Annotated in this window: 16 protein-coding genes and 1 pseudogene; 9 read left to right on the plus strand and 8 right to left on the minus strand. The window is 54.6% G+C overall.

Annotation, left to right across the window (positions count from 1 at the left end; genetic code table 11):
• The first annotated feature begins 103 nt into the window (after window positions 1–103).
• A complete protein-coding gene (locus N1249_RS07255; RefSeq protein WP_259836145.1) occupies window positions 104–1,762 on the plus strand; it encodes an ATP-dependent endonuclease in 1,659 nt (552 codons plus the stop codon).
• Here the strand turns inward: N1249_RS07255 and N1249_RS07260 are convergent.
• Window positions 1,759–2,715, minus strand: a complete 957-nt coding sequence (locus tag N1249_RS07260; RefSeq protein ID WP_259836148.1) for a VirK/YbjX family protein — start codon at window positions 2,713–2,715, stop codon at window positions 1,759–1,761. The two genes, N1249_RS07255 and N1249_RS07260, sit on opposite strands and share 4 nt — an antisense overlap.
• A 159-nt stretch (window positions 2,716–2,874) precedes the next feature.
• Here N1249_RS07260 and macA point away from each other — a divergent pair, with 159 nt between their 5' ends.
• Window positions 2,875–3,990, plus strand: coding sequence for a macrolide transporter subunit MacA (gene macA / locus N1249_RS07265; RefSeq protein ID WP_259836151.1), 1,116 nt, complete (start codon window positions 2,875–2,877; stop codon window positions 3,988–3,990).
• Window positions 3,987–5,927: a macrolide ABC transporter ATP-binding protein/permease MacB gene (macB, locus tag N1249_RS07270; protein WP_259836154.1), complete on the plus strand. Its 1,941-nt coding sequence runs from the start codon at window positions 3,987–3,989 to the stop codon at window positions 5,925–5,927. The genes macA and macB overlap by 4 nt, the downstream gene beginning before the upstream one ends.
• Before the next feature lie 70 nt (window positions 5,928–5,997).
• Here the strand turns inward: macB and cspD are convergent, their stop codons facing one another.
• Entirely contained in the window at window positions 5,998–6,219 is a 222-nt protein-coding gene (gene cspD, locus N1249_RS07275; RefSeq protein ID WP_014069558.1) for a cold shock-like protein CspD, read from the minus strand.
• A gap of 267 nt (window positions 6,220–6,486) precedes the next feature.
• Here cspD and clpS point away from each other — a divergent pair, with 267 nt between their 5' ends.
• From clpS to N1249_RS07290, 3 genes are all read left to right on the plus strand, one after another.
• On the plus strand, window positions 6,487–6,807 hold the full coding sequence (clpS, locus tag N1249_RS07280) for an ATP-dependent Clp protease adapter ClpS (protein ID WP_006174393.1): 321 nt from the start codon (window positions 6,487–6,489) through the stop codon (window positions 6,805–6,807).
• Between the two features lie 27 nt (window positions 6,808–6,834).
• A complete protein-coding gene (gene clpA, locus N1249_RS07285) occupies window positions 6,835–9,114 on the plus strand; it encodes an ATP-dependent Clp protease ATP-binding subunit ClpA (protein WP_014069560.1) in 2,280 nt (759 codons plus the stop codon).
• Window positions 9,115–9,531: 417 nt separating this feature from the next.
• Complete coding sequence (locus N1249_RS07290; RefSeq protein WP_259836158.1) at window positions 9,532–9,978, plus strand: hypothetical protein; 447 nt, start codon at window positions 9,532–9,534, stop codon at window positions 9,976–9,978.
• 581 nt (window positions 9,979–10,559) lie between these two features.
• On the opposite strand, the gene infA is transcribed toward N1249_RS07290, so the two are convergent.
• The 6 genes and pseudogenes from infA to trxB all read right to left on the minus strand — a co-directional run bounded on the left by infA (window position 10,560) and on the right by trxB (window position 16,384).
• Entirely contained in the window at window positions 10,560–10,778 is a 219-nt protein-coding gene (gene infA / locus N1249_RS07295; protein WP_002211347.1) for a translation initiation factor IF-1, read from the minus strand.
• Window positions 10,706–10,879, minus strand: a pseudogene (locus tag N1249_RS23245) (hypothetical protein); the annotation flags it as partial. The gene infA and the pseudogene N1249_RS23245, both read right to left, overlap by 73 nt.
• A 183-nt stretch (window positions 10,880–11,062) precedes the next feature.
• Window positions 11,063–11,767 (minus strand): leucyl/phenylalanyl-tRNA--protein transferase, encoded by a 705-nt coding sequence (gene aat / locus N1249_RS07300; RefSeq protein ID WP_259836161.1) that lies wholly within the window; start codon window positions 11,765–11,767, stop codon window positions 11,063–11,065.
• 46 nt (window positions 11,768–11,813) lie between these two features.
• Window positions 11,814–13,535 carry a heme ABC transporter ATP-binding protein/permease CydC gene (cydC, locus tag N1249_RS07305; protein ID WP_259836164.1) on the minus strand — a complete coding sequence of 574 codons (1,722 nt, stop codon included), beginning with the start codon at window positions 13,533–13,535 and terminating at the stop codon, window positions 11,814–11,816.
• Window positions 13,535–15,301 carry a heme ABC transporter permease/ATP-binding protein CydD gene (cydD, locus tag N1249_RS07310; RefSeq protein WP_259836167.1) on the minus strand — a complete coding sequence of 589 codons (1,767 nt, stop codon included), beginning with the start codon at window positions 15,299–15,301 and terminating at the stop codon, window positions 13,535–13,537. The genes cydC and cydD overlap by 1 nt, the downstream gene beginning before the upstream one ends.
• Window positions 15,302–15,415: 114 nt before the next feature.
• Complete coding sequence (gene trxB / locus N1249_RS07315; protein ID WP_257272515.1) at window positions 15,416–16,384, minus strand: thioredoxin-disulfide reductase; 969 nt, start codon at window positions 16,382–16,384, stop codon at window positions 15,416–15,418.
• A gap of 544 nt (window positions 16,385–16,928) precedes the next feature.
• Between trxB and lrp the strand changes: the two genes are divergently transcribed.
• From lrp to lolA, 3 genes are all read left to right on the plus strand, one after another.
• Entirely contained in the window at window positions 16,929–17,423 is a 495-nt protein-coding gene (lrp, locus tag N1249_RS07320) for a leucine-responsive transcriptional regulator Lrp (RefSeq protein WP_000228469.1), read from the plus strand.
• A gap of 135 nt (window positions 17,424–17,558) precedes the next feature.
• Window positions 17,559–21,260 carry a DNA translocase FtsK 4TM domain-containing protein gene (locus N1249_RS07325; RefSeq protein WP_259836174.1) on the plus strand — a complete coding sequence of 1,234 codons (3,702 nt, stop codon included), beginning with the start codon at window positions 17,559–17,561 and terminating at the stop codon, window positions 21,258–21,260.
• Window positions 21,261–21,388: 128 nt separating this feature from the next.
• Window positions 21,389–22,003: an outer membrane lipoprotein chaperone LolA gene (gene lolA / locus N1249_RS07330; protein WP_014069567.1), complete on the plus strand. Its 615-nt coding sequence runs from the start codon at window positions 21,389–21,391 to the stop codon at window positions 22,001–22,003.
• The last annotated feature ends 1 nt before the right edge of the window (window position 22,004 follow it).

The following is a 22,004-nucleotide window of genomic DNA, read 5'->3' on the forward strand; positions in this document are numbered from 1 at the left end:
GCGGCTTCGGAATAACCGAGGTGTATTCCTGTGTTATGCAGGGCTTGCGCCCGCTATACTGCTGATAACTTGAAGGAAAAAGCGACCTTTTCGCGGGGGATTTATGCTTCTCGAACGTGTGGAGATTGTGGGATTTCGCGGTATTAACCGCCTGTCGCTGACGCTTGAGCAGAACAACGTTCTGATAGGCGAGAACGCCTGGGGTAAGTCCAGCCTGCTGGATGCGCTTACGTTGCTGCTGTCACCGGAAGATGATCTGTACCACTTTGTGCATGATGACTTCTGGTTTCCGCCGGGCGACGTGATGGGGCGCGAAAAACATCTGCATATTATTCTGACGTTTCGCGAGTCTGAGCCGGGCCGACACCGTGTGCGCCGCTTCCGCCCGATGTCGCCGTGCTGGGTCCCCTGTGATGACGATTTCCACCGCATCTTCTACCGTCTGGAAGGTGAGCTGGGTGAAAATGATAGCGTGTTAACCCTGCGTGAGTTCCTGGATGAGAAAGGCAACCCCATTCCTCTGGACAACATCGACGAACTGGCCCGCCACCTTATTCGTCTGATGCCGGTGCTGCGTTTGCGCGATGCGCGATTTATGCGCCGTATCCGTAACGGCACTGTACCGAATATGCCGGAAGCCGAAGTCACCGCGCGTGAACTGGATTTTCTGGCGCGCGAACTGGTTTCTCGCCCGCAAAATTTAACCGACGGTCAGATCCGCCAGGGGCTTTCGGCAATGGTACAGTTGCTGGAACACTACTTTTCCGAGCAGGGGACATCCCAATCCCGTAACCGCCTGATGCGTCGCCGCTCTCATGATGAACAGCGAAGCTGGCGGTATCTCGACATCATCAACCGGATGATCGACAGACCCGGCGGGCGCAGCCACCGGGTGATCCTGCTGGGGCTGTTTTCCACACTGTTGCAGGCGAAGGGGACTGTCCGGCTGGACAGGGACGCCCGCCCGTTGCTATTGGTGGAAGATCCTGAAACCCGTCTGCACCCCATTATGCTTTCTGTTGCCTGGCATTTACTGAACCTGCTGCCGCTGCAACGGATAACGACCACCAACTCCGGGGAACTGCTGTCGCTCACCCCCGTTGAGTACGTCTGCCGTCTGGTGCGCGAATCCTCTCGCGTTTCTGCTTATCGGTTAGGGCCGGGGGGATTAAATGCGGAAGATGGCCGCCGCATCGCATTTCATATCCGCTTTAATCGCGCCTCATCGCTCTTTGCGCGCTGCTGGCTGCTGGTGGAAGGGGAAACGGAGACCTGGGTCATTAACGAGCTGGCGCGTCAGTGTGGGCACCATTTCGATGCCGAGGGCATTAAGGTGATTGAGTTTGCCCAGTCGGGGTTAAAGCCGCTCATCAAGTTTGCCCGTCGCATGGGAATTGAATGGTACGTTCTGGTGGACGGTGACGAAGCGGGGAAAAAATACGCCGCCACCGTTCGCAGCCTGCTGAATAACGAGCGGGAAGAAGAACGCGACCATTTGACCATGCTCCCGGCCATGGACATGGAACACTTTATGTACCGTCAGGGATTTGATGACGTTTTTCACCGTGTCGCCATGGTGCCGGTCGATGTGCCGATGAATTTGCGCCGGGTGATCGCAAAGGCGATTCATCGTTCGTCAAAACCGGATTTAGCCATTGAAGTGGCGGCAGAGGCGGGAAGAAGGGGCGTGGAGTCGGTGCCGACGTTACTGCGGAAAATGTTCTCCCGCGTGCTGTGGCTGGCACGCGGGAGAGCCGATTAACTGCGGGTTGCCTGGGTAACCTGAGCGATCAGGCTATCCAGCAGTTCATAGCGGCGGCGATACTCAGAGCGCTTTTTGCTCGCAATCTCTTCCATCGGTTTGCGCGGCATGGTGAGCGGCAGCACGAAGTTGCCGTTATCACGTTGCTCACCGCCAATGGAAAGCCAGAAACTGTCGTAATCTGCCAGCAGTTTGCCCTCTTTTTTCTTGCGATAACGCCAGCTGCGGTAGATGTGGGTGGCGTTACTCACCGCAACAATCTGCTCAACCGGGAAAGCGGCTCCCAGCGTCATTGCGGCTTCGACCAGCAGACGTTTTGGGAACAGGCCGTGGCAGGCTTTCGTCGCCCCCTGGATCAGCTCGTGAGGAACATGCGCTTTTGCCCCCTGCAATCCGCCAATAAAGAGCGTGGATTTCCCTTCGTACTGACACAGGGTAAAGGTCATCTCTGCCAGCACGGTGTTCTGATGATCGCAAAACGCCAGCGTCGCCTCACCTTCTTTATCAAGGAAGGCATCGGCGCACAAACGCACAGTAAATTGCTGTTCATCTTTGCCTGTTAAGGTCAGCAGCGTCATGCCCGGTTTAGACAAATAACCGTTCATCAGGGTTGCCGGAAGATGGCGGCTCATTGCCTGGTAGTGCCAGTTGAGAGACTCCAGCGCGTGCTGGCGGCTCATATTAACCGTCAGCCATGGGCGATGCAGACGACACGGCAGACCAGGCTGCACCTGTAGCATCTGCATTAAGCGGGGCTGTTTTGCCAGGTTTGCCAGCAGGCGCGCGGTGCTGAATGGCGTTGCCAGCGAACGTAACATGAATTTACGTCGATAAGAGGGGTTTTGCCACGCAAGCCCGGGCGTGAGATTGCCAGACGCCAGGTTTTTGAACAGCTGCCAGCCGGATTTGGGTTGCGGCTGATGTGAAAAGGGTGTGTCGACGATGGAAGACATGATAGATCTCGCTTCTTTTGGCAGACCTTTATTTCAGCAGGAGGTATATCAACATCTCGTAAACAAATTGTGACGATTCCGGGAAACAGGGGTTTCGTTGAGGAGTGGTTTAGTTAGAATCAACAGTTATGATTGCCAGAACATTTATTTGGAATATTTATGAACCTCAAGGGAAAACGCAGAAAGCTGTTGCTGCTGCTGGCGGTGGTCGTGTTAGTGGGCGGGTACTGGTTGTGGCAGGTGCTGAATGCGCCCGTGCCGCAATACCAGACGTTGATCGTACGCCCGGGTGAGCTGCAACAAAACGTCCTGGCGACAGGCAAGCTGGATGCCCTGCGCAAGGTTGATGTCGGGGCTCAGGTCAGCGGACAGCTGAAAACCCTGTCGGTTGAGATTGGCGACAAGGTGAAGAAAGGTCAGCTGCTGGGGGTTATCGATCCTGAGCAGGCTGAAAACCAGATCCGTGAAGTGGAAGCCACGCTGATGGAGCTGCGCGCCCAGCGTAGCCAGGCGCAGGCGGAGCGTAATCTCGCGCAGGTGACGTTAACCCGTCAGCAGGCGCTGGCCAAAACACAGGCCATCTCGAAACAGGATCTGGATACCGCCGCAACCGAGCTTGCAGTCAAACAGGCGCAGATTGGCACCATTGACGCGCAAATCAAGCGCAATCAGGCCTCGCTGGACACGGCAAAAACCAACCTCGATTACACAAAAATCGTGGCACCAATGGCCGGGGAAGTGACGCAAATTACCACCCTCCAGGGACAAACGGTGATCGCCGCGCAACAGGCACCGAATATCCTGACGCTGGCGGATATGAGTACCATGCTGGTTAAAGCACAGGTATCTGAAGCGGATGTTATCCATCTGAAGCCGGGACAAAATGCCTGGTTTACGGTGCTGGGTGACCCGCAAACCCGCTATGAAGGCGTACTGAAAGATATCCTGCCGACGCCGGAAAAAGTGAACGATGCCATCTTCTACTATGCCCGCTTTGAAGTGCCAAACCCGCAGGGTGTGTTGCGTCTGGACATGACCGCACAGGTACACATTCAACTGACCGGGGTGAAAAACGTGCTCACCATTCCGTTGTCCGCCCTGGGGGAATCGGCAGGCGACAGCCGCTATAAAATCAAAGTGCTGCGTGCCGGTGAAACCCGTGAACGTGAAGTCACGATTGGTGCACGCAATGACACCGATGTGGTGGTTGTTAAGGGGCTGGAAGAGGGCGAAGAAGTGGTTATCAGCGAAAGCCATCCCGGAGCCGCTAAATGACGGCATTGCTGGAGCTGAATAACATTCACCGTAGCTATCCATCAGGTGACGGGGCGGTTGACGTGTTAAAGGGGATCTCCCTGCGCGTGGAAGCGGGTGAAATGGTGGCGATTGTCGGGGCGTCTGGCTCCGGTAAATCCACGCTTATGAACATCCTCGGCTGTCTGGATAAACCTACCCGCGGCACCTATCGCGTGGCGGGGACGGATGTCTCCACGCTGGATGGCGATGCGCTGGCGAAACTTCGCCGCGAACATTTTGGGTTTATCTTCCAGCGCTATCATCTGCTTTCTCACCTGAGTGCAGCGCAGAACGTTGAAGTGCCTGCGGTGTATGCCGGCGTTGAGCGGAAAAAACGGCTGGAACGCGCGCAGGCGTTGCTGACGCGTCTTGGGCTGGCAGAACGTGTGGATTATCAGCCGTCGCAGCTTTCAGGCGGCCAGCAGCAGCGTGTGAGTATTGCACGCGCGCTGATGAACGGCGGGCAGGTGATTCTTGCGGATGAACCGACCGGTGCGCTCGACAGCCATTCCGGCGAAGAGGTGATGGTTATCCTCCATCAGCTGCGTGACCAGGGACATACGGTGATTATCGTCACCCACGATCCGCTGGTGGCGGCACAGGCAGAACGGATCATTGAGATCCACGATGGCGAGCTGGTCAGCAACCCGCCTCCGCACCCGTCAAAGGCGGCAGCACCGAAAGAGGTCTTGCCTGCGTCAGGCGGCTGGGGGCAGTTCGCCAGCGGTTTTCGCGAAGCCCTGACGATGGCCTGGCTGGCGATGGCGGCCAACAAGATGCGCACCTTGCTCACTATGCTCGGCATCATCATCGGGATCGCCTCGGTGGTGTCGATTGTGGTGGTGGGCGATGCGGCAAAACAGATGGTGCTGGCGGATATCCGGGCGATAGGCACCAATACCATTGATGTCTATCCCGGCAAAGATTTTGGCGATGACGAGCCTCAGTATCAGCAGGCGCTGAAATACGATGACTTAATGGCTATCCAAAAACAGCCGTGGGTTAACTCCGCTACGCCTGCGGTATCGCAAAATTTACGCCTGCGCTACGGCAATATCGATGTGGCGGCCAGTGCTAACGGCGTTAACGGTGACTATTTTAACGTGTACGGGATGACCTTCAGCGAAGGGGCAACCTTTAACGCGGAACAGCTGGCCGGCCGGGCGCAGGTGGTTGTGCTGGACGCCAACTCGCGCAGGCAACTCTTCCCGGATAAAACGAATGTGGTGGGCGAAGTTATCCTGGTGGGAAACATGCCTGCTACTGTCATCGGTGTGGCGGAAGAGAAACAGTCGATGTTTGGCAGCAGCAAGATTTTGCGCGTCTGGCTGCCTTATACCACGATTTCCGGGCGGATCATGGGGCAGTCATGGCTGAACTCGATCACCGTGCGCGTGAAAGAGGGCTACGACAGCGCGCTTGCCGAACAGCAGCTTGAGCGTCTGCTGACGTTGCGCCATGGGAAGAAGGATTTCTTTACCTGGAACATGGACGGCCTGTTGAAAACGGCTGAAAAGACCACACATACTCTTCAGCTGTTCCTGACGCTGGTCGCGGTGATTTCGCTTGTTGTGGGTGGCATCGGGGTGATGAATATCATGCTGGTGTCGGTGACAGAGCGCACCCGCGAGATTGGTATTCGCATGGCGGTTGGGGCCAGGGCAAGCGATGTACTGCAACAGTTTTTGATTGAAGCGGTGCTGGTGTGCCTGGTAGGAGGCGCGATGGGGATTGCCTTATCGATGATTATCGCCTTCACCTTAAAGCTCTTTTTACCCGGCTGGGAGATCGGCTTCTCGCCTGTGGCGATCCTCACTGCATTTTTGTGTTCGACCTTCACCGGTATTCTGTTTGGCTGGCTGCCGGCACGCAATGCCGCGCGTTTAGACCCGGTGGATGCGCTGGCTCGGGAATAGCCCGAAAATAAAAATGCCAGCCGATCGGGCTGGCATTTTGCCTGCGGGATGTACACAATGAAACAGAGGGCTAAGCAACAACTTCTGCTTCGATGGGCACGATGACGCTGGCATGATTGCCCTTCGGCCCCTGGTGTACATCGAACCGAACCGATTGTCCGGCTTTGAGCGTTCTGTAACCATCCATCTGAATGGTGGAATAGTGAGCGAAGATATCCTCGCCGCCGCCTTCGGGGCAGATAAACCCAAACCCTTTGGCGTTGTTGAACCACTTAACAGTACCCATTTCCATGCTTCGACATCCTTCGTAAATCTTATAAATTAAGATGGAATGAACCGGTGGTGGAGTGGGGGCTGTTCAAAACCTCGCCATCTCACGCCTGTACAATTTAGATAAACGAAACAGGGCGTCAAGAGTTTGGCGCTGGAGTTGGGACAATAATCAACCAAAATTTGAAGCAGTTAACGCTATTGCAACAGTTTGTGACAGACATCGCGGATGACAGTAATAGATGATTGTTATCTAACATCTGAGGTAGATTCAAAGTGATTATGCAAAATGGGTAAGACGAACGACTGGCTGGATTTTGACCAGCTGGCGGAAGACAAAGTGCGTGACGCGCTAAAACCGCCATCCATGTATAAAGTAATGTTAATGAACGATGATTACACGCCGATGGAATTTGTTATTGACGTGCTACAAAAGTTCTTTTCTTATGATGTAGAACGTGCAACGCAACTGATGCTTACCGTTCATTATCGTGGCAAAGCTATCTGCGGCATCTTTACTGCCGAAGTGGCGGAAACCAAAGTGGCGATGGTGAACGACTACGCAAGGGAGAACGAGCATCCGTTGCTGTGTACGCTGGAAAAGGCCTGATAAGGCATAAAATTGGGGGAGGTGCCTATGCTCAATCAAGAACTGGAACTCAGTTTAAACATGGCTTTCGCCAGAGCGCGTGAGCACCGACATGAGTTTATGACCGTCGAGCATTTACTGCTCGCACTGCTTAGCAACCCATCCGCCCGCGAAGCGCTGGAAGCCTGCTCCGTGGATCTGGTGGCGCTACGTCAGGAACTCGAAGCCTTCATCGAACAAACCACACCGGTGCTGCCAGCCAGTGAAGAAGAGCGCGACACGCAGCCGACGCTCAGCTTCCAGCGGGTATTGCAGCGCGCGGTCTTTCACGTCCAGTCTTCCGGACGTAGCGAAGTGACTGGCGCAAATGTGCTGGTTGCCATCTTTAGCGAGCAGGAGTCACAGGCGGCCTATCTGCTGCGCAAACACGAAGTCAGCCGACTCGACGTGGTTAACTTTATCTCTCACGGAACGCGAAAAGACGAGCCTAACCAGGCATCGGATTCCAGCAATCAGGTCAATAACAATGAAGAGCAAGCAGGCGGGGAGGATCGTATGGAAAACTTCACCACCAACCTTAACCAGCTTGCTCGCGTTGGCGGTATCGACCCGCTGATTGGCCGCGATAAAGAGCTGGAGCGCGCGATTCAGGTGCTGTGCCGTCGCCGCAAGAACAACCCGCTGCTGGTGGGTGAGTCAGGCGTGGGTAAAACCGCGATTGCCGAAGGGCTGGCCTGGCGTATTGTGCAGGGCGACGTGCCGGAAGTGATTGCCGATTGCACGATCTATTCGCTGGATATCGGTTCGCTGCTGGCGGGTACCAAATACCGTGGCGATTTCGAAAAACGCTTCAAGGCGCTGTTAAAACAGCTGGAACAAGACACCAACAGCATTCTGTTTATCGATGAAATTCATACCATCATCGGTGCAGGTGCGGCTTCTGGTGGCCAGGTGGATGCCGCTAACCTGATCAAACCGCTGCTCTCCAGCGGCAAGATCCGCGTGATTGGCTCCACGACCTACCAGGAGTTCAGCAACATCTTTGAGAAAGACCGTGCGCTGGCGCGTCGCTTCCAGAAAATCGACGTGACTGAACCGTCCGTCGAGGAAACGGTACAGATCATCAACGGCCTGAAACCGAAGTACGAAGCGCACCACGACGTGCGTTATACCGCGAAAGCGGTGCGTGCGGCGGTAGAGCTGGCGGTGAAATACATCAACGACCGTCATCTGCCTGATAAGGCAATTGACGTGATTGATGAGGCGGGGGCGCGTGCGCGCCTGATGCCAGCCAGCAAGCGTAAGAAAACCGTTAACGTGGCGGATATTGAGTCTGTCGTCGCCCGTATCGCGCGCATCCCTGAGAAGAGTGTTTCTCAGAGCGACCGCGACACGCTGCGTACGCTTGGCAATCGCCTGAAAATGCTGGTCTTTGGTCAGGATAAAGCCATTGAGGCTTTAACCGAGGCGATCAAGATGGCCCGTGCCGGACTGGGGCATGACCACAAGCCTGTCGGTTCCTTCCTGTTCGCCGGCCCGACCGGTGTGGGGAAAACCGAGGTCACGGTTCAGCTCTCTAAAGCGCTGGGTATTGAGCTGCTGCGTTTTGACATGTCCGAGTACATGGAGCGCCACACCGTCAGTCGTCTGATTGGTGCGCCTCCGGGATATGTGGGCTTTGACCAGGGCGGCCTGCTGACCGACGCGGTCATTAAGCATCCGCACGCGGTACTGCTGCTTGATGAAATCGAGAAAGCGCACCCGGACGTGTTCAACATCCTGTTGCAGGTGATGGACAACGGGACGCTGACCGACAACAACGGGCGCAAGGCGGACTTCCGCAACGTGGTGCTGGTGATGACCACCAACGCCGGGGTACGTGAAACCGAGCGTAAATCCATTGGGCTTATCCACCAGGATAACAGCACCGATGCGATGGAAGAGATCAAAAAGATCTTTACGCCGGAATTCCGTAACCGTCTGGACAACATTATCTGGTTCGATCACCTGTCGACTGAGGTTATCCATCAGGTCGTGGATAAGTTTATTGTCGAGTTGCAGGTTCAGCTGGATCAGAAAGGCGTGTCGCTGGAAGTGAGCCAGGAGGCCCGCAACTGGCTGGCTGAGAAAGGCTACGACCGTGCGATGGGTGCCCGTCCGATGGCGCGCGTGATTCAGGACAACCTGAAGAAACCGCTGGCGAACGAGCTGCTGTTTGGCTCGCTGGTGGACGGCGGCCAGGTGACGGTGGCGCTGGATCAGGCGAAGAATGAGCTGACGTACGATTTTCAGAGTGCGCAGAAGCATAAGCCTGAAGCGGCTCACTGAGTTAAACGTTGAGCTTAAAAACCGGGCATTTGCCCGGTTTTTTTATGCCTGTTTTTCTCCCTCTCCCTGTGGGAGAGGGGCGGGGTGAGGGCATCAGGACGCAGAGGAATTTTGCGAGGCGCTTTCCAGTTTCTCCCGAAGATGATTGCTGGATAAATTCACAGTAATAAAATGGCGACGCACCTGCAAAATCAGGTGTCAGGATTGGCGTCCTGAAAGTGTGTGAGCAGTATTATTGCTGCGGGCTTCGTTCGCCCAATGGAAAAGGGTATCATTCTGCATCTGGCGGGCGAATCGGAAGCTTCTTTTGAAGCGCCAGTAGCACACACACTGGTACGCCAATTCCTTTTCGTCCGCCGCCAGCGAATCTGGCGTTTCCTGCGGTGGTAAATTCAATGTGTGTGAAGGAATTACCCAATGAATACAGAAAATAATTTCTCCCAGCTCTACACCGAACTCTCCCTCAATCCCGATCTCCCAACGCTTGCTGAGCGATGCAAACTGCTCACTGAAATCCTTCTGGACTGCAAATCACTTCCGCAGACTCAGCCTGTTTGTCGTTGTCTGGGGGCGTACCTCGAAGAAGTAAAAATCGGGCTCGCAGAATCAATGCGTGATTTTCAGGTAGTGGAATTTGAGGTGGAAGAAGAACTGCCGGGCAAAAAAGAGTGGCTACTGGAAGATACGGAAACGAAGTGCGATTACTGCCGGGCTCTGAACCATGTGCTGCTGATTTCGCATTTTGACCGCGATATGCTGCCGCACCTCTCAGGATTGCTTCATGACATAACGCATTCAATGGCGATAGATTTGGTGGCATCTGGTGGTGAAAACAAAAACACCGTGATTCATATTATTTCCTGAGTGCGGATTTGAGCGTCGGGGAACAACCCGGCGCTTTGTGGATGAACCCTTTTTTTGGGTTGCTTTATAACTCATTGATTTATAAAGTCGCGATAAGCTCACTTGAAAAAAGGGTTTACTGTCTAAAAGTTGATTATTTTCTTTACGAACAATAAGATGGCGGTGATTCGTTTCAGTTCACTGCCGTACAGGCAGCTTAGAAAAAAACCAGCAATGCTCTTGCCAGTGTCGATGGGTTCACTGCCGTACAGGCAGCTTAGAAATTTGCAAATTTATTAAAGGGGATGTCAACGGAGTTCACTGCCGTACAGGCAGCTTAGAAATAACGCGCCAACATTACAGGCGGGTATTGCCCGTTCACTGCCGTACAGGCAGCTTAGAAAAGGAAAGAGTCAGTCTCAGGGGTCTCATTCACGTTCACTGCCGTACAGGCCGCCCCCAAACATCTGATTAAATCATCCACTGCGTTCTTATAGCCTGGTAAACGCAACTCCAGCGGAAGAACAAACGACACAAAAAAATAAGGCCGGGAATATCCCGGCCTTAATTTAATATTCATCTGCCATTACAGGCGAAAACAATTAGCGACTACGGAAGACAATGCGGCCTTTGCTCAGGTCGTACGGGGTCAGTTCAACAGTCACTTTGTCGCCCGTTAAAATGCGGATGTAGTTTTTGCGCATTTTACCGGAGATGTGCGCAGTTACCACGTGACCGTTTTCCAGCTCTACGCGAAACATGGTATTAGGCAACGTATCAAGTACGGTACCCTGCATTTCAATATTGTCTTCTTTGGCCATCTAATCCTCTGGGGTATCACTACCAAGTTTTGAACCGGCAAGATAATGCCGAAATTCATCAATTAAGTAAAGAATTGCGCGTTTAAAACGCAGCAAAACAGTTTCGGCGCATTGCCCAAGCGTCACGGTACAACCGAACGAGAAACGCATTCGTAAAGGGGAGACAACAGGATAAACGTCAGGACGTTATCTGAAGCGAGGGTCCCAAACGGCGGCGGGGCAACAGGCAGAAGCTACTCTGCGGCGTAATTATAACACCCTCATAAAAAATGTGCGGAAAACATTTAGGCATTGGGTAGAAAGAGCGTTCTTGGTACCCAGAAGTCGCGCGGGAGCTTCTCCTGACGGCAAATATCCAGATGCTCAATGTAGTCGCGACGGGCGATTTCAACGGCGCCAAGTGAGGCTGTGTGCTCATTAAGCACCTGGCAGTCCATTAACTGTCCACCGCGGTTTGCAAACTCCTGGCAGAAAACCAGCAGCGCGGTTTTCGAGGCATTTACCGCCCGGGAGAACATCGACTCCCCACAGAACAGCGTTCCTTGCGCCACACCGTACATACCGCCTACCAGTTCACTTTTATCCCAGACTTCAATGGAATGCGCATAACCCAGCTCATGCAAACGGTGGTAAGCGGTAATGATATCCTGGGTGATCCATGTCCCTTCGTGACGATCGCTGGCGCATCCTTCAATGACCTGGCCAAAAGCGTGGTTGAGGGTCACGCGGTAAGGTGATTTTGCGTGAAACCGCTTCATACTGCGGCTAAGGTGAAAATGCGCGGGCCAGAGCACGGCACGCGGATCGGGCGACCACCACAAAATGGGGTCGCCTGGGGAAAACCAGGGGAAGATCCCGCGCTGGTATGCCATCAACAGTCGGGCAGGGCTGAGATCGCCGCCTAGTGCCAGCAACCCGTTGGGCTCACGTAATGCGCCCTCCGGGGAAGGGAACGCGATATTATGACGAGAAAGCTGGACCAGGCGCATGACAGCAGAACTCCAATACGCGAGTTAGGATCGGTTCAAATATAGTCTACAGACGCTGTTTAAACTGGTAGTAGCGACCCTGTTTCGCTAACAGTTCTGTGTGACTACCTTGCTCAATAATGTGCCCGTTGTCCATCACAATTATCTGATCAAAACTCGCCAGTCCACGCAGACGGTGTGTCACCATAATCACCGTTTTACCGGCCATAGCATTAGCCAGTAAATCAAGGATTTGGCTCTCGGTCGTGGCATCCAGCCCTTCAGTTGGTTCATCCAGCAGCATCAGCGGCGCATCGTGCAGTAACGCACGTGCAATTGCCAGTCGGCGTAACTCGCCACCAGAGAGCTGGCGACCACCTTCACCCAGCCAGCTGTTCAGGCCGTCATCTTCGAGCAGCTTGTGCAGCCCAACGCGTTCAAGCATTGCACTCAGCACGTCGTCGCTGGCTTCGGGGGCTGCCAGACGCAAGTTCTCGCGCAACGTGGCACTGAACAGGTGCACGCGCTGTGGTACAACGCTGACGGTCTTACGCAGGGCGTGCTCGCTAAATTCGCGTAGCGGTACATCGTTAAACAGAACGTTCCCGTGCTGCGGATCCCATGCGCGGGTTAACAGCTGTAAGAGTGTTGATTTACCACAGCCTGTCCGCCCGAGCAGTGCGATACGTGCACCTGCAGAGACCGACAGATTAACGCCTTCCAGCGCGTTCTGCGTTTGCCCGGCATAGGCGAAGGTGATGTCCTGGAGCTGAAGCGCAACCTGAGCCGGAACCGCCGTTTGTTGTGCCTGGAACTGCACTTCGGGCTCTTGCTCGGTGATTTGCGTGATACGTACCGCGGACGCAATAACTTGCCCAAGATGCTGGAAGGCACCCGTGACAGGGGCCAGTGCTTCAAATGCTGCCAGCGCGCAGAAGACAAACAGTGCGATGAGCGCGCCAGGCTGCGTATTGCCGCCCACACCGCCGGATGCCATCCACAGCATCGCCACGACGGCAAAACCACCAATGAGCATCATCAGGGCCTGCGAAAAGGCCGTCAGTTCAGATTGCCTGCGCTGGGCTTCATGCCAGTTCAGCTCTGTGCTCTCCATCCGGGCGCGGTAGCGCTGGCTGGCGCCAAAGATAGTAAGTTCAGCTTGTCCCTGTAACCATGATGTCAGCTGCTGACGGTATTCGCCGCGCAGACGCGTCAGGTTTTCTCCGGTTGGCTTGCCTGCACGATAAAACAGAGGCGGCAGGAGGAACAGCGTCAGCAGCATAATGCCTCCCAGCGTCAGAGCAATAGGGACATCGAGCGTACAAAGCCCAAGAGTGACCACCACAATCACCACAAACGCCCCCACCAGCGGGGAAATCACGCGCAGGTAGAGGTGATCCAGGGTATCGACGTCTGCGACTACGCGGTTGAGCAATTCACCCTGGCGGAAACGCGCCAGCCCGGCAGGGGAGAGGGGCAGTAATTTGCTGAAGGTGTAAATACGCAGATGCTGGAGCACACGGAATGTCGCATCGTGGCTGACCAGACGCTCAAAATAACGTCCGGCGGTACGGGTAATCGCCGCACCGCGAACGCCCGCAGCGGGCAGCATATAGTTAAAGCTGTACAGCCCGGCAACACCCACTACAGCAGAGGCCGACAGGAACCAGCCAGAAAGCGTGAGCAGCCCGATGCTGGCAAGCAGAGTCACAATCGCCAGAACAATGCCGAGCGTCAGCATCCATTTGTGACGTTTATACAGGGCAAGATAGGGGAGCAGGGCGCGCATCAGATATCCTCCTGACGGTTAGCCAGCAGGGTGGCAAATGGCCCCTGCGCAGCAACGAGAGAGGCGTAATCGCCTTGCTCGACAATATGACCATTCTCCATGACCCAAATCTGATCCCAGTCGGTGATACCTTCCAGCTGGTGCGTGACCATGAGTGTGGTTTGTTGCAATGATGCCGCGTTCAGGGCGTGCATCACCCGTTGTTCGCTGTGCGCATCCAGGCTGGCTGCGGGTTCATCCAGCAGCATTAACTGACATGGATTAAGCAATGCGCGGGCAAGGGCAACACGCTGCGCCTGACCGACGGATAAACCTGCCGCCTGGTCACCCACCACAGTATCCACACCTTGCGGAAGCAAAGGCAGAAACTCACTGACCCAGGCACGGTCAAGAACCGATTGCAGCTCATCTTCACGCGCGTCAGGGCGTGCAAGCAGCACGTTCTCACGCAGCGTGGCGGCAGGTAATTGCGGATTCTGCCCCACCCAGCTGAGTTGTTTGCGCCATGCGTCAGGATCAAGCTCGCGCAGTTCGGCATGATTAATACGCAGCGAACCGGTATAGGCCATAAAACCTGATAACGCATTGAGCAGTGAGCTTTTACCTGAACCGCTGGTTCCAACCAGAACAACGCGTTGACCCGCCGAAAGCGTAAAGTTCAGCGGTCCGGCCAGCACTTTGCCTTCCGGCGAGAGAACCGAGAAATCAACAGCTTCAACGGTAACCGGCTCTTTGCTGTTCAGCATAATTTCACCGCGCTCCGGATGAGCAAGCGGTGTTTCAAGGAAGGTTTTCAGGCTGTCAGCGGCACCCACGGCCTGTGCTTTGGCATGGTAAAAGGTACCAAGATCGCGAAGCGGCTGGAAAAACTCAGGCGCCAGGATCAGGGCAAGAAAACCGGCTGAAAGCGTAACGCCGGTGCCGTAATGGCCAAAATCGAGTTCGCCAAGATAAGAGAAACCAAAGTACACCGCCACCACCGCAATCGACAGGGAGGTGAAGAATTCCAGTACGCCAGATGACAGAAACGCCAGACGCAATACTTCCATTGTCCGCTGACGGAAATCCTGTGACGCCACGCGGATATTTTCGGTTTCGGCTTCACCGCGGCCAAAAATTCGTAAGGTTTCCATCCCGCGCAGGCGGTCCAGGAAATGGCCGCTTAAACGGCCAAGCGCCAGGAAGTTACGGCGGTTGGCATCTGCCGCGCCCATCCCCACCATCGCCATAAACAGCGGAATCAGCGGAGCGGTACAGAGCAGAATAAGGGCGGCTACCCAGTTAGATGGGAAAATGGTGGCCACAATCAGCAGCGGCACGCATACGGCCAGCGCCATCTGTGGAATATAGCGCGCGTAATAGTCGTGCATATCGTCAATCTGCTCAAGGATAAGCGTCGCCCAGCTTCCGGCAGGCTTGCCCTGTATCCAGGCGGGACCCGCTTGCTGGAGCCTGTCGAGTACCTTGCGGCGAATTTCGAAGCGTATATGCTGTCCGGCATGGAACCCGACACGTTCACGCAACCAGACCACCCAGGTGCGCAGAACAAAGATCAGGACTAATACGATAAAGGGCATCAGAAGCGCTTCGCGCGGGATGTTCTCCATGATCATATGATTGAGAATGCGGGCCAGCAGCCATGCCTGGGCAACAATCAACAGACCGCTGATAAGTCCCAGCAGACGGGAAATATTCAGCCAGCGGCGGGAAATAACGCTTTGCTTTTTAAGCCAGCGAGTTAACTCTTGTTGACGGGTTTTTTCCATTGCGTACTTTGCAGGTGACGTTATTAGAAATTGGGCACGGCAATGTTACAACGGAGAGACAATAAAGGCGACTTATCGCCGCCTTTATTTACGTTTGTTACTGACTTGTAAAGATTATTTACCTGTTTCAGCCAGCCCATCAAGGTAACGTTCAGCGTCCAGCGCGGCCATACAGCCGGTGCCGGCAGAGGTGATCGCCTGACGGTAAATATGGTCCATCACGTCACCCGCAGCGAAGACTCCCGGGATACTGGTCTGGGTCGCGTTGCCGTGAATACCGGACTGCACTTTAATGTAGCCGTTTTCCAGCTCAAGCTGACCGTCAAAGATAGCGGTATTCGGGCTATGGCCGATAGCCACAAACAGACCTGCCACTTCCAGTGATTCCTCGTGGTCGGTGTTCTGCGTATCGCGGATGCGCAGGCCAGCAACGCCCATCTGATCGCCTGTCACTTCTTCCAGAGTACGGTTGGTGTGCAGCACGATATTGCCGCTCGCCACTTTATCCATCAGACGTTTGATCAGGATCTTCTCTGCGCGGAAGGTGTCGCGGCGATGGATCAGATGCACTTCAGAGGCGATGTTCGCCAGATACAGCGCTTCTTCTACTGCGGTGTTACCGCCACCGATAACCGCGACTTTCTGGTTACGGTAGAAGAAACCGTCACAGGTTGCACAGGCAGAAACGCCACGGCCTTTGAACGCTTCTTCAGACGGCAGTCCGAGGTAACGCGCAGAAGCACCCGTCGCGATAATCAGCGCATCACAGGTGTACTCACCGCTGTCGCCTGTCAGGCGGAAAGGTCGGTTTTGCAGGTCGACCTTGTTGATGTGATCGAACAGAATTTCGGTTTCGAATTTGGTCGCATGTTCGTGCATACGCTCCATCAGCAGCGGCCCGGTCAGGTCGTTCGGGTCGCCTGGCCAGTTTTCTACTTCAGTCGTGGTGGTCAACTGACCGCCTTTTTCCATACCGGTAATCAAAACCGGTTGCAGGTTAGCGCGTGCAGCATAGACCGCCGCGGTATATCCCGCAGGTCCAGAACCAAGAATTAGCAGCTTACTGTGTTTGGCCGTGCCCATGAGATCCCCATTGTTGTTGGCAGACATTTGGCAGGATTGTAGGGAATTTGTTGCCGTAAAAAAAGAGCACAGCAATTTTGATATCGATATGTGCAATAGACACTGGCGATGGATTGAGCGCTATAACATAACGCTTTCTACTGAAAACCGGTCGATTATAAGGCAATAAAATGAGGATTAATGGCCAGTCGTTATGAATATCCGGCATGTTGTACTAAAAATCGATGTTTTGCTTTGACAATCCCCTGCGCTTTTGCGAAAACATTGAAGGAAGAAAAAAACCGCGTTAACAGTGTGTCGCATAGACATGCACGTAAATGCCATTTTTACCGGGTCAGTGAAATCTACGCATGGTGTGGACAGACGCCATACGTGATGTCGGTGGCGGCCATTTCAGGCACCGGTCTTCTTACCGTAGAACCCGAATCCGCATCGCGCATATTACATAATCAGGCGATGTGATGAATAACGGGTACAGGCTCTGAACAGTGATGTGCACAGGGTCCAGGCAGGAGTAGGGAAGGAATACAGAGAGACAATAATAATGGTAGATAGCAAGAAGCGCCCTGGCAAAGATCTCGACCGTATCGATCGTAACATTCTTAATGAATTGCAAAAGGATGGGCGTATTTCCAACGTCGAGCTTTCAAAACGTGTGGGACTTTCCCCGACGCCGTGCCTTGAGCGTGTGCGCCGACTGGAAAGACAGGGTTTTATTCAGGGCTATACGGCTCTGCTGAACCCGCATTATCTGGATGCCTCACTTCTGGTATTTGTTGAGATTACTCTGAATCGTGGTGCGCCGGATGTGTTTGAGCAATTTAACGCCGCTGTACAAAAACTTGAAGAAATTCAAGAGTGTCATCTGGTTTCCGGTGATTTCGACTACCTGTTGAAAACCCGTGTGCCTGATATGTCCGCCTACCGTAAGCTGCTGGGTGAAACCCTGCTGCGTCTGCCAGGCGTGAACGACACCCGTACTTATGTGGTGATGGAAGAGGTCAAACAGAGCAATCGTCTGGTTATTAAGACGCGCTAACACGGAACAGGTGCAAAATCAGCGTAGTTTGATTACACTCCTGTTAATCCATACAGCAACAGTGCCGGGGATACCCGGCGCTGTTGTCCGTTTTAGCAAACAGGCAGGACATGCCTGATACCTGGAGAGCCTTTCTTGAGCCAGGAATATACTGAAGACAAAGAAGTCACACTATCGAAGCTAAGCAGCGGACGTCGACTCCTTGAGGCGTTGCTGATTGTTATTGCCCTTTTTGCCGTCTGGCTGATGGCAGCCTTACTCAGTTTTAATCCCTCAGATCCGAGCTGGTCGCAAACCGCATGGCATGAGCCTATCCATAATTTAGGTGGCACGCCCGGCGCCTGGCTTGCGGACACCCTGTTTTTCATCTTCGGTGTCATGGCCTATACCATCCCGGTGATCATCATCGGTGGCTGCTGGTTTGCCTGGCGTCATCGTCAGAATGATGAATACATCGATTATTTCGCGGTTTCGCTGCGCCTGATTGGCGCCCTGGCGCTGATCCTGACCTCCTGCGGGTTGGCGGCAATTAACGCCGACGATATCTGGTATTTCGCGTCCGGTGGGGTGATTGGCAGCCTGCTGAGCACCGCGCTGCAACCGATGCTGCACAGCAGCGGCGGCACCATTACGCTGCTCTGTATCTGGGCAGCGGGACTAACGCTGTTTACCGGCTGGTCATGGGTGAGCATTGCCGAAAAACTCGGCAGTCTGATCCTGAATATTCTGACGTTTGCCAGCAACCGTACCCGTCGTGATGATACCTGGGTAGATGAAGACGAATATGAAGATGAGGACGAAGAAGATACCGCTTCAGCTCCGCATCGAGAATCTCGCCGCGCGCGTATTCTGCGTGGCGCACTGGCGCGCCGTAAACGCGTGGCCGAAAAATTTGCTAATCCGTTAGGACGTAAAACCGATGCCGCGCTCTTCTCCGGCAAACGCATGGATGATGACGAACAGGTTGAATACCGTGCTGCGGGGACTCCTGTTGACCCTGATGATGTGCTCTTCTCTGGCAGTCGTGCCATGCCGGGTGATTACGACGAATATGACCCGTTATTAAATGGTCATTCGGTTACCGAACCTGTCGCAGCTGCTGCTGCGGCAACCACAGCCGCTCAGGCTTATGCTGCGCCTGTTGAGGCAGTCATGCCTTCCGCGCCGGTGTATGAGCCAGAGCCTGTTGTCCAGCAACCTGCGGTTGAGTGGCAAGAAGCGCCAGTCATTCCTGCGCATCAGCCGGTTATTGCCCCTGAACCGCAAAGCTATGCGCCAGCACAGCCGCAGGAACAGGAACAGTGGCAGCAGCCGTACCAGCCAGAACCGCAATACGCGCCGCAGCCATACGCAGAGTATGAAGCGCCGGTGTCTCAGCCTTATCAGGAATATGCGCCAGTTGAGCCTGCTCAGCCGTACGTTGAGCCGCAAGCTGAACCACAGGTTGAAGTGGAAGAGGTCAAACCGACTCGCCCACCAATGTACTATTTTGAAGAAGTTGAAGAACGCCGCGCGCGTGAGCGCGAACAGCTGGCCGCCTGGTATCAGCCCGTACCGGAACCGGTACAAGAACCCGCCACCAGGGCTCCTTCCGTTTCGGTACCGCCAGTCGATCCTACACCGGTTGTGGCGCCGGTTGCGGAAAGCGTGAAGCACGCGACCGCGGCAGCAGCAGTGGCTGCGCCTGTCTTTAGCCTGGCATCCGGTGGCGCGCCGCGTCCACAGGTGAAAGAGGGTATTGGCCCGCAGCTTCCTCGTCCTAATCGCGTGCGTGTTCCTACCCGCCGTGAGCTGGCGTCCTATGGCATCAAATTACCTTCTCAGCGTATGGCTGAGGAGAAAGCGCGTGAATCTGAGTACGAAGATGACGCCGATGAGATGCAGCAGGATGAGCTGGCACGTCAGTTTGCTGCACAACAGCAGCAGCGTTATGGCGAAGAGTATCAACACGAAGCCCGGCCGACTCATGTTCATGAAGACGATGAAGACGACGCGGCCGAAGCTGAGTTAGCGCGCCAGTTTGCTGCCACTCAGCAGCAACGCTATTCCGGTGAGCAGCCTGCGGGAGCAAATCCGTTCTCGTTATCTGATTTCGAATTCTCGCCAATGAAAGATTTGGTTGATGATGGCCCGAGCGAACCGTTATTCACCCCAGGCGTGATGCCTGAAACGCAAACTGCGTACCAGCAGCCTGCACCTGCGCCGCATGTGCAGCAGCCAGCGCCACAGGCTTATGCGCAGCCGCAACAGCCTCAGCACGCGCCGCAGTTCCAGCAGCCACCGGCACAGCCGAAGGAAAGCCTGATTCACCCGCTTCTGATGCGTAACGGGGACAGCCGTCCGCTGCAACGCCCAAGCACGCCGCTGCCGTCGCTGGATCTGTTAACGCCGCCTCCGTCAGAAGTTGAACCGGTAGATACCTTTGCGTTGGAACAGATGGCGCGTCTTGTGGAAGCGCGTCTGGCTGATTTCCGCATTAAAGCGGACGTAGTGAACTATTCCCCTGGTCCGGTTATCACCCGTTTCGAACTGAATCTGGCACCTGGAGTTAAAGCCGCGCGAATTTCTAACCTCTCCCGTGACCTGGCGCGCTCGTTGTCGACCGTTGCGGTGCGTGTGGTGGAAGTTATCCCGGGCAAACCTTATGTCGGCCTGGAGCTGCCAAATAAGAAACGCCAGACCGTTTATCTGCGTGAAGTGCTGGATAACGCCAAATTCCGTGAGAATCCATCGCCGTTGAGCGTGGTGTTGGGCAAAGATATCGCAGGCGAGCCTGTGGTAGCCGACCTCGCGAAAATGCCGCACCTGCTGGTGGCGGGTACGACGGGCTCGGGTAAGTCAGTCGGTGTGAACGCCATGATCCTGAGTATGCTCTACAAAGCGCAGCCGGAAGATGTGCGTTTCATCATGATCGACCCGAAAATGCTGGAACTCTCTGTTTATGAAGGTATCCCGCATCTGCTGACGGAAGTGGTCACCGACATGAAGGACGCTGCTAACGCCCTGCGCTGGAGCGTTAATGAGATGGAGCGTCGCTATAAGTTAATGTCGGCTCTCGGCGTACGTAACCTGGCCGGTTATAACGAGAAGATCGCTGAAGCAGTACGTATGGGGCGCCCGATTCCGGATCCTTACTGGAAGCCGGGTGACAGCATGGATGCCCAGCATCCGGTGCTGGAAAAACTGCCTTATATCGTCGTGCTGGTAGACGAATTCGCTGACCTGATGATGACTGTCGGTAAGAAAGTCGAAGAGTTGATTGCCCGTCTGGCGCAGAAAGCGCGTGCTGCCGGTATTCACCTTGTACTGGCGACGCAGCGTCCATCCGTGGACGTCATCACGGGTCTGATTAAAGCGAACATCCCAACGCGTATCGCGTTTACCGTTTCGAGTAAAATTGACTCGCGTACCATCCTCGACCAGGGCGGCGCAGAGTCGCTGTTGGGTATGGGTGATATGCTTTACTCCGGCCCGAACTCCACCTCGCCAGTGCGTGTCCACGGTGCATTCGTCCGCGATGAGGAAGTTCACGCGGTGGTGCAGGACTGGAAAGCGCGTGGTCGTCCGCAGTACGTGGATGGCATTACCTCTGACACTGAAAGTGAAGGCGGTGGCGGTGGCTTTGACGGTGGTGAAGAGCTGGATCCGTTATTCGATCAGGCGGTTAACTTCGTGACTGAAAAACGTAAAGCATCTATTTCCGGGGTGCAGCGTCAGTTCCGTATCGGCTACAACCGCGCGGCCCGCATCATCGAGCAGATGGAAGCGCAGGGCATCGTGAGCGAGCAGGGGCATAATGGTAACCGTGAGGTGCTGGCTCCGCCGCCGTTTGATTGACCCTTCAGCGATTGCAAAGAAGGGTAAATCAGCCAAAATTAAGCATTTTCTTCTGTCGCCTGCCTGCGGGCAGGTTCACAATAGACGACAGAACCCCATATCGGGATGACGTATTTTAAGGAATAACAATGAAAAAATTCGCAATCGCCTGTGCATTACTGACCAGTTTTGTTGCCAGCAGCGTCTGGGCTGATGCAGCCAGCGACCTTAAAAGCCGACTGGATAAAGTAAGTAGCTTCCACGCCAGCTTCACCCAAAAAGTGACTGACGGCAGCGGTAACGCGGTGCAGGAAGGTCAGGGGGACTTGTGGGTAAAACGCCCGAATCTGTTTAACTGGCACATGACACAGCCGGATGAAAGTATTCTGGTGTCAGATGGTAAAACCTTGTGGTTCTTCAACCCGTTTGTTGAGCAGGCAACTGCCACCTGGCTGAAAGATGCCACCAGTAATACCCCGTTTATGCTGATTGCCCGTAACCAGTCCAGCGACTGGCAGCAGTACAACATCAAACAAAATGGTGATGAGTTTGTTCTGACGCCGAAAGGCAGCAACGGTAACCTGAAACAGTTCACCATTAACGTGAGCACCAACGGAACCATTAATCAGTTTGGTGCGGTTGAGCAGGACGATCAGCGTAGCAGTTACCAGCTCAAATCCCAGCAAAACGGCGCTGTCGATGCATCAAAATTCACCTTTACCCCGCCGCAGGGCGTAACGGTGGACGACCAACGCAATAAGTAAG

Origin of the sequence: Enterobacter sp. CP102 (assembly GCF_025152625.1) — a bacterium.
In the GTDB taxonomy this organism is placed as follows: Bacteria; Pseudomonadota; Gammaproteobacteria; order Enterobacterales; family Enterobacteriaceae; genus Enterobacter; species Enterobacter soli.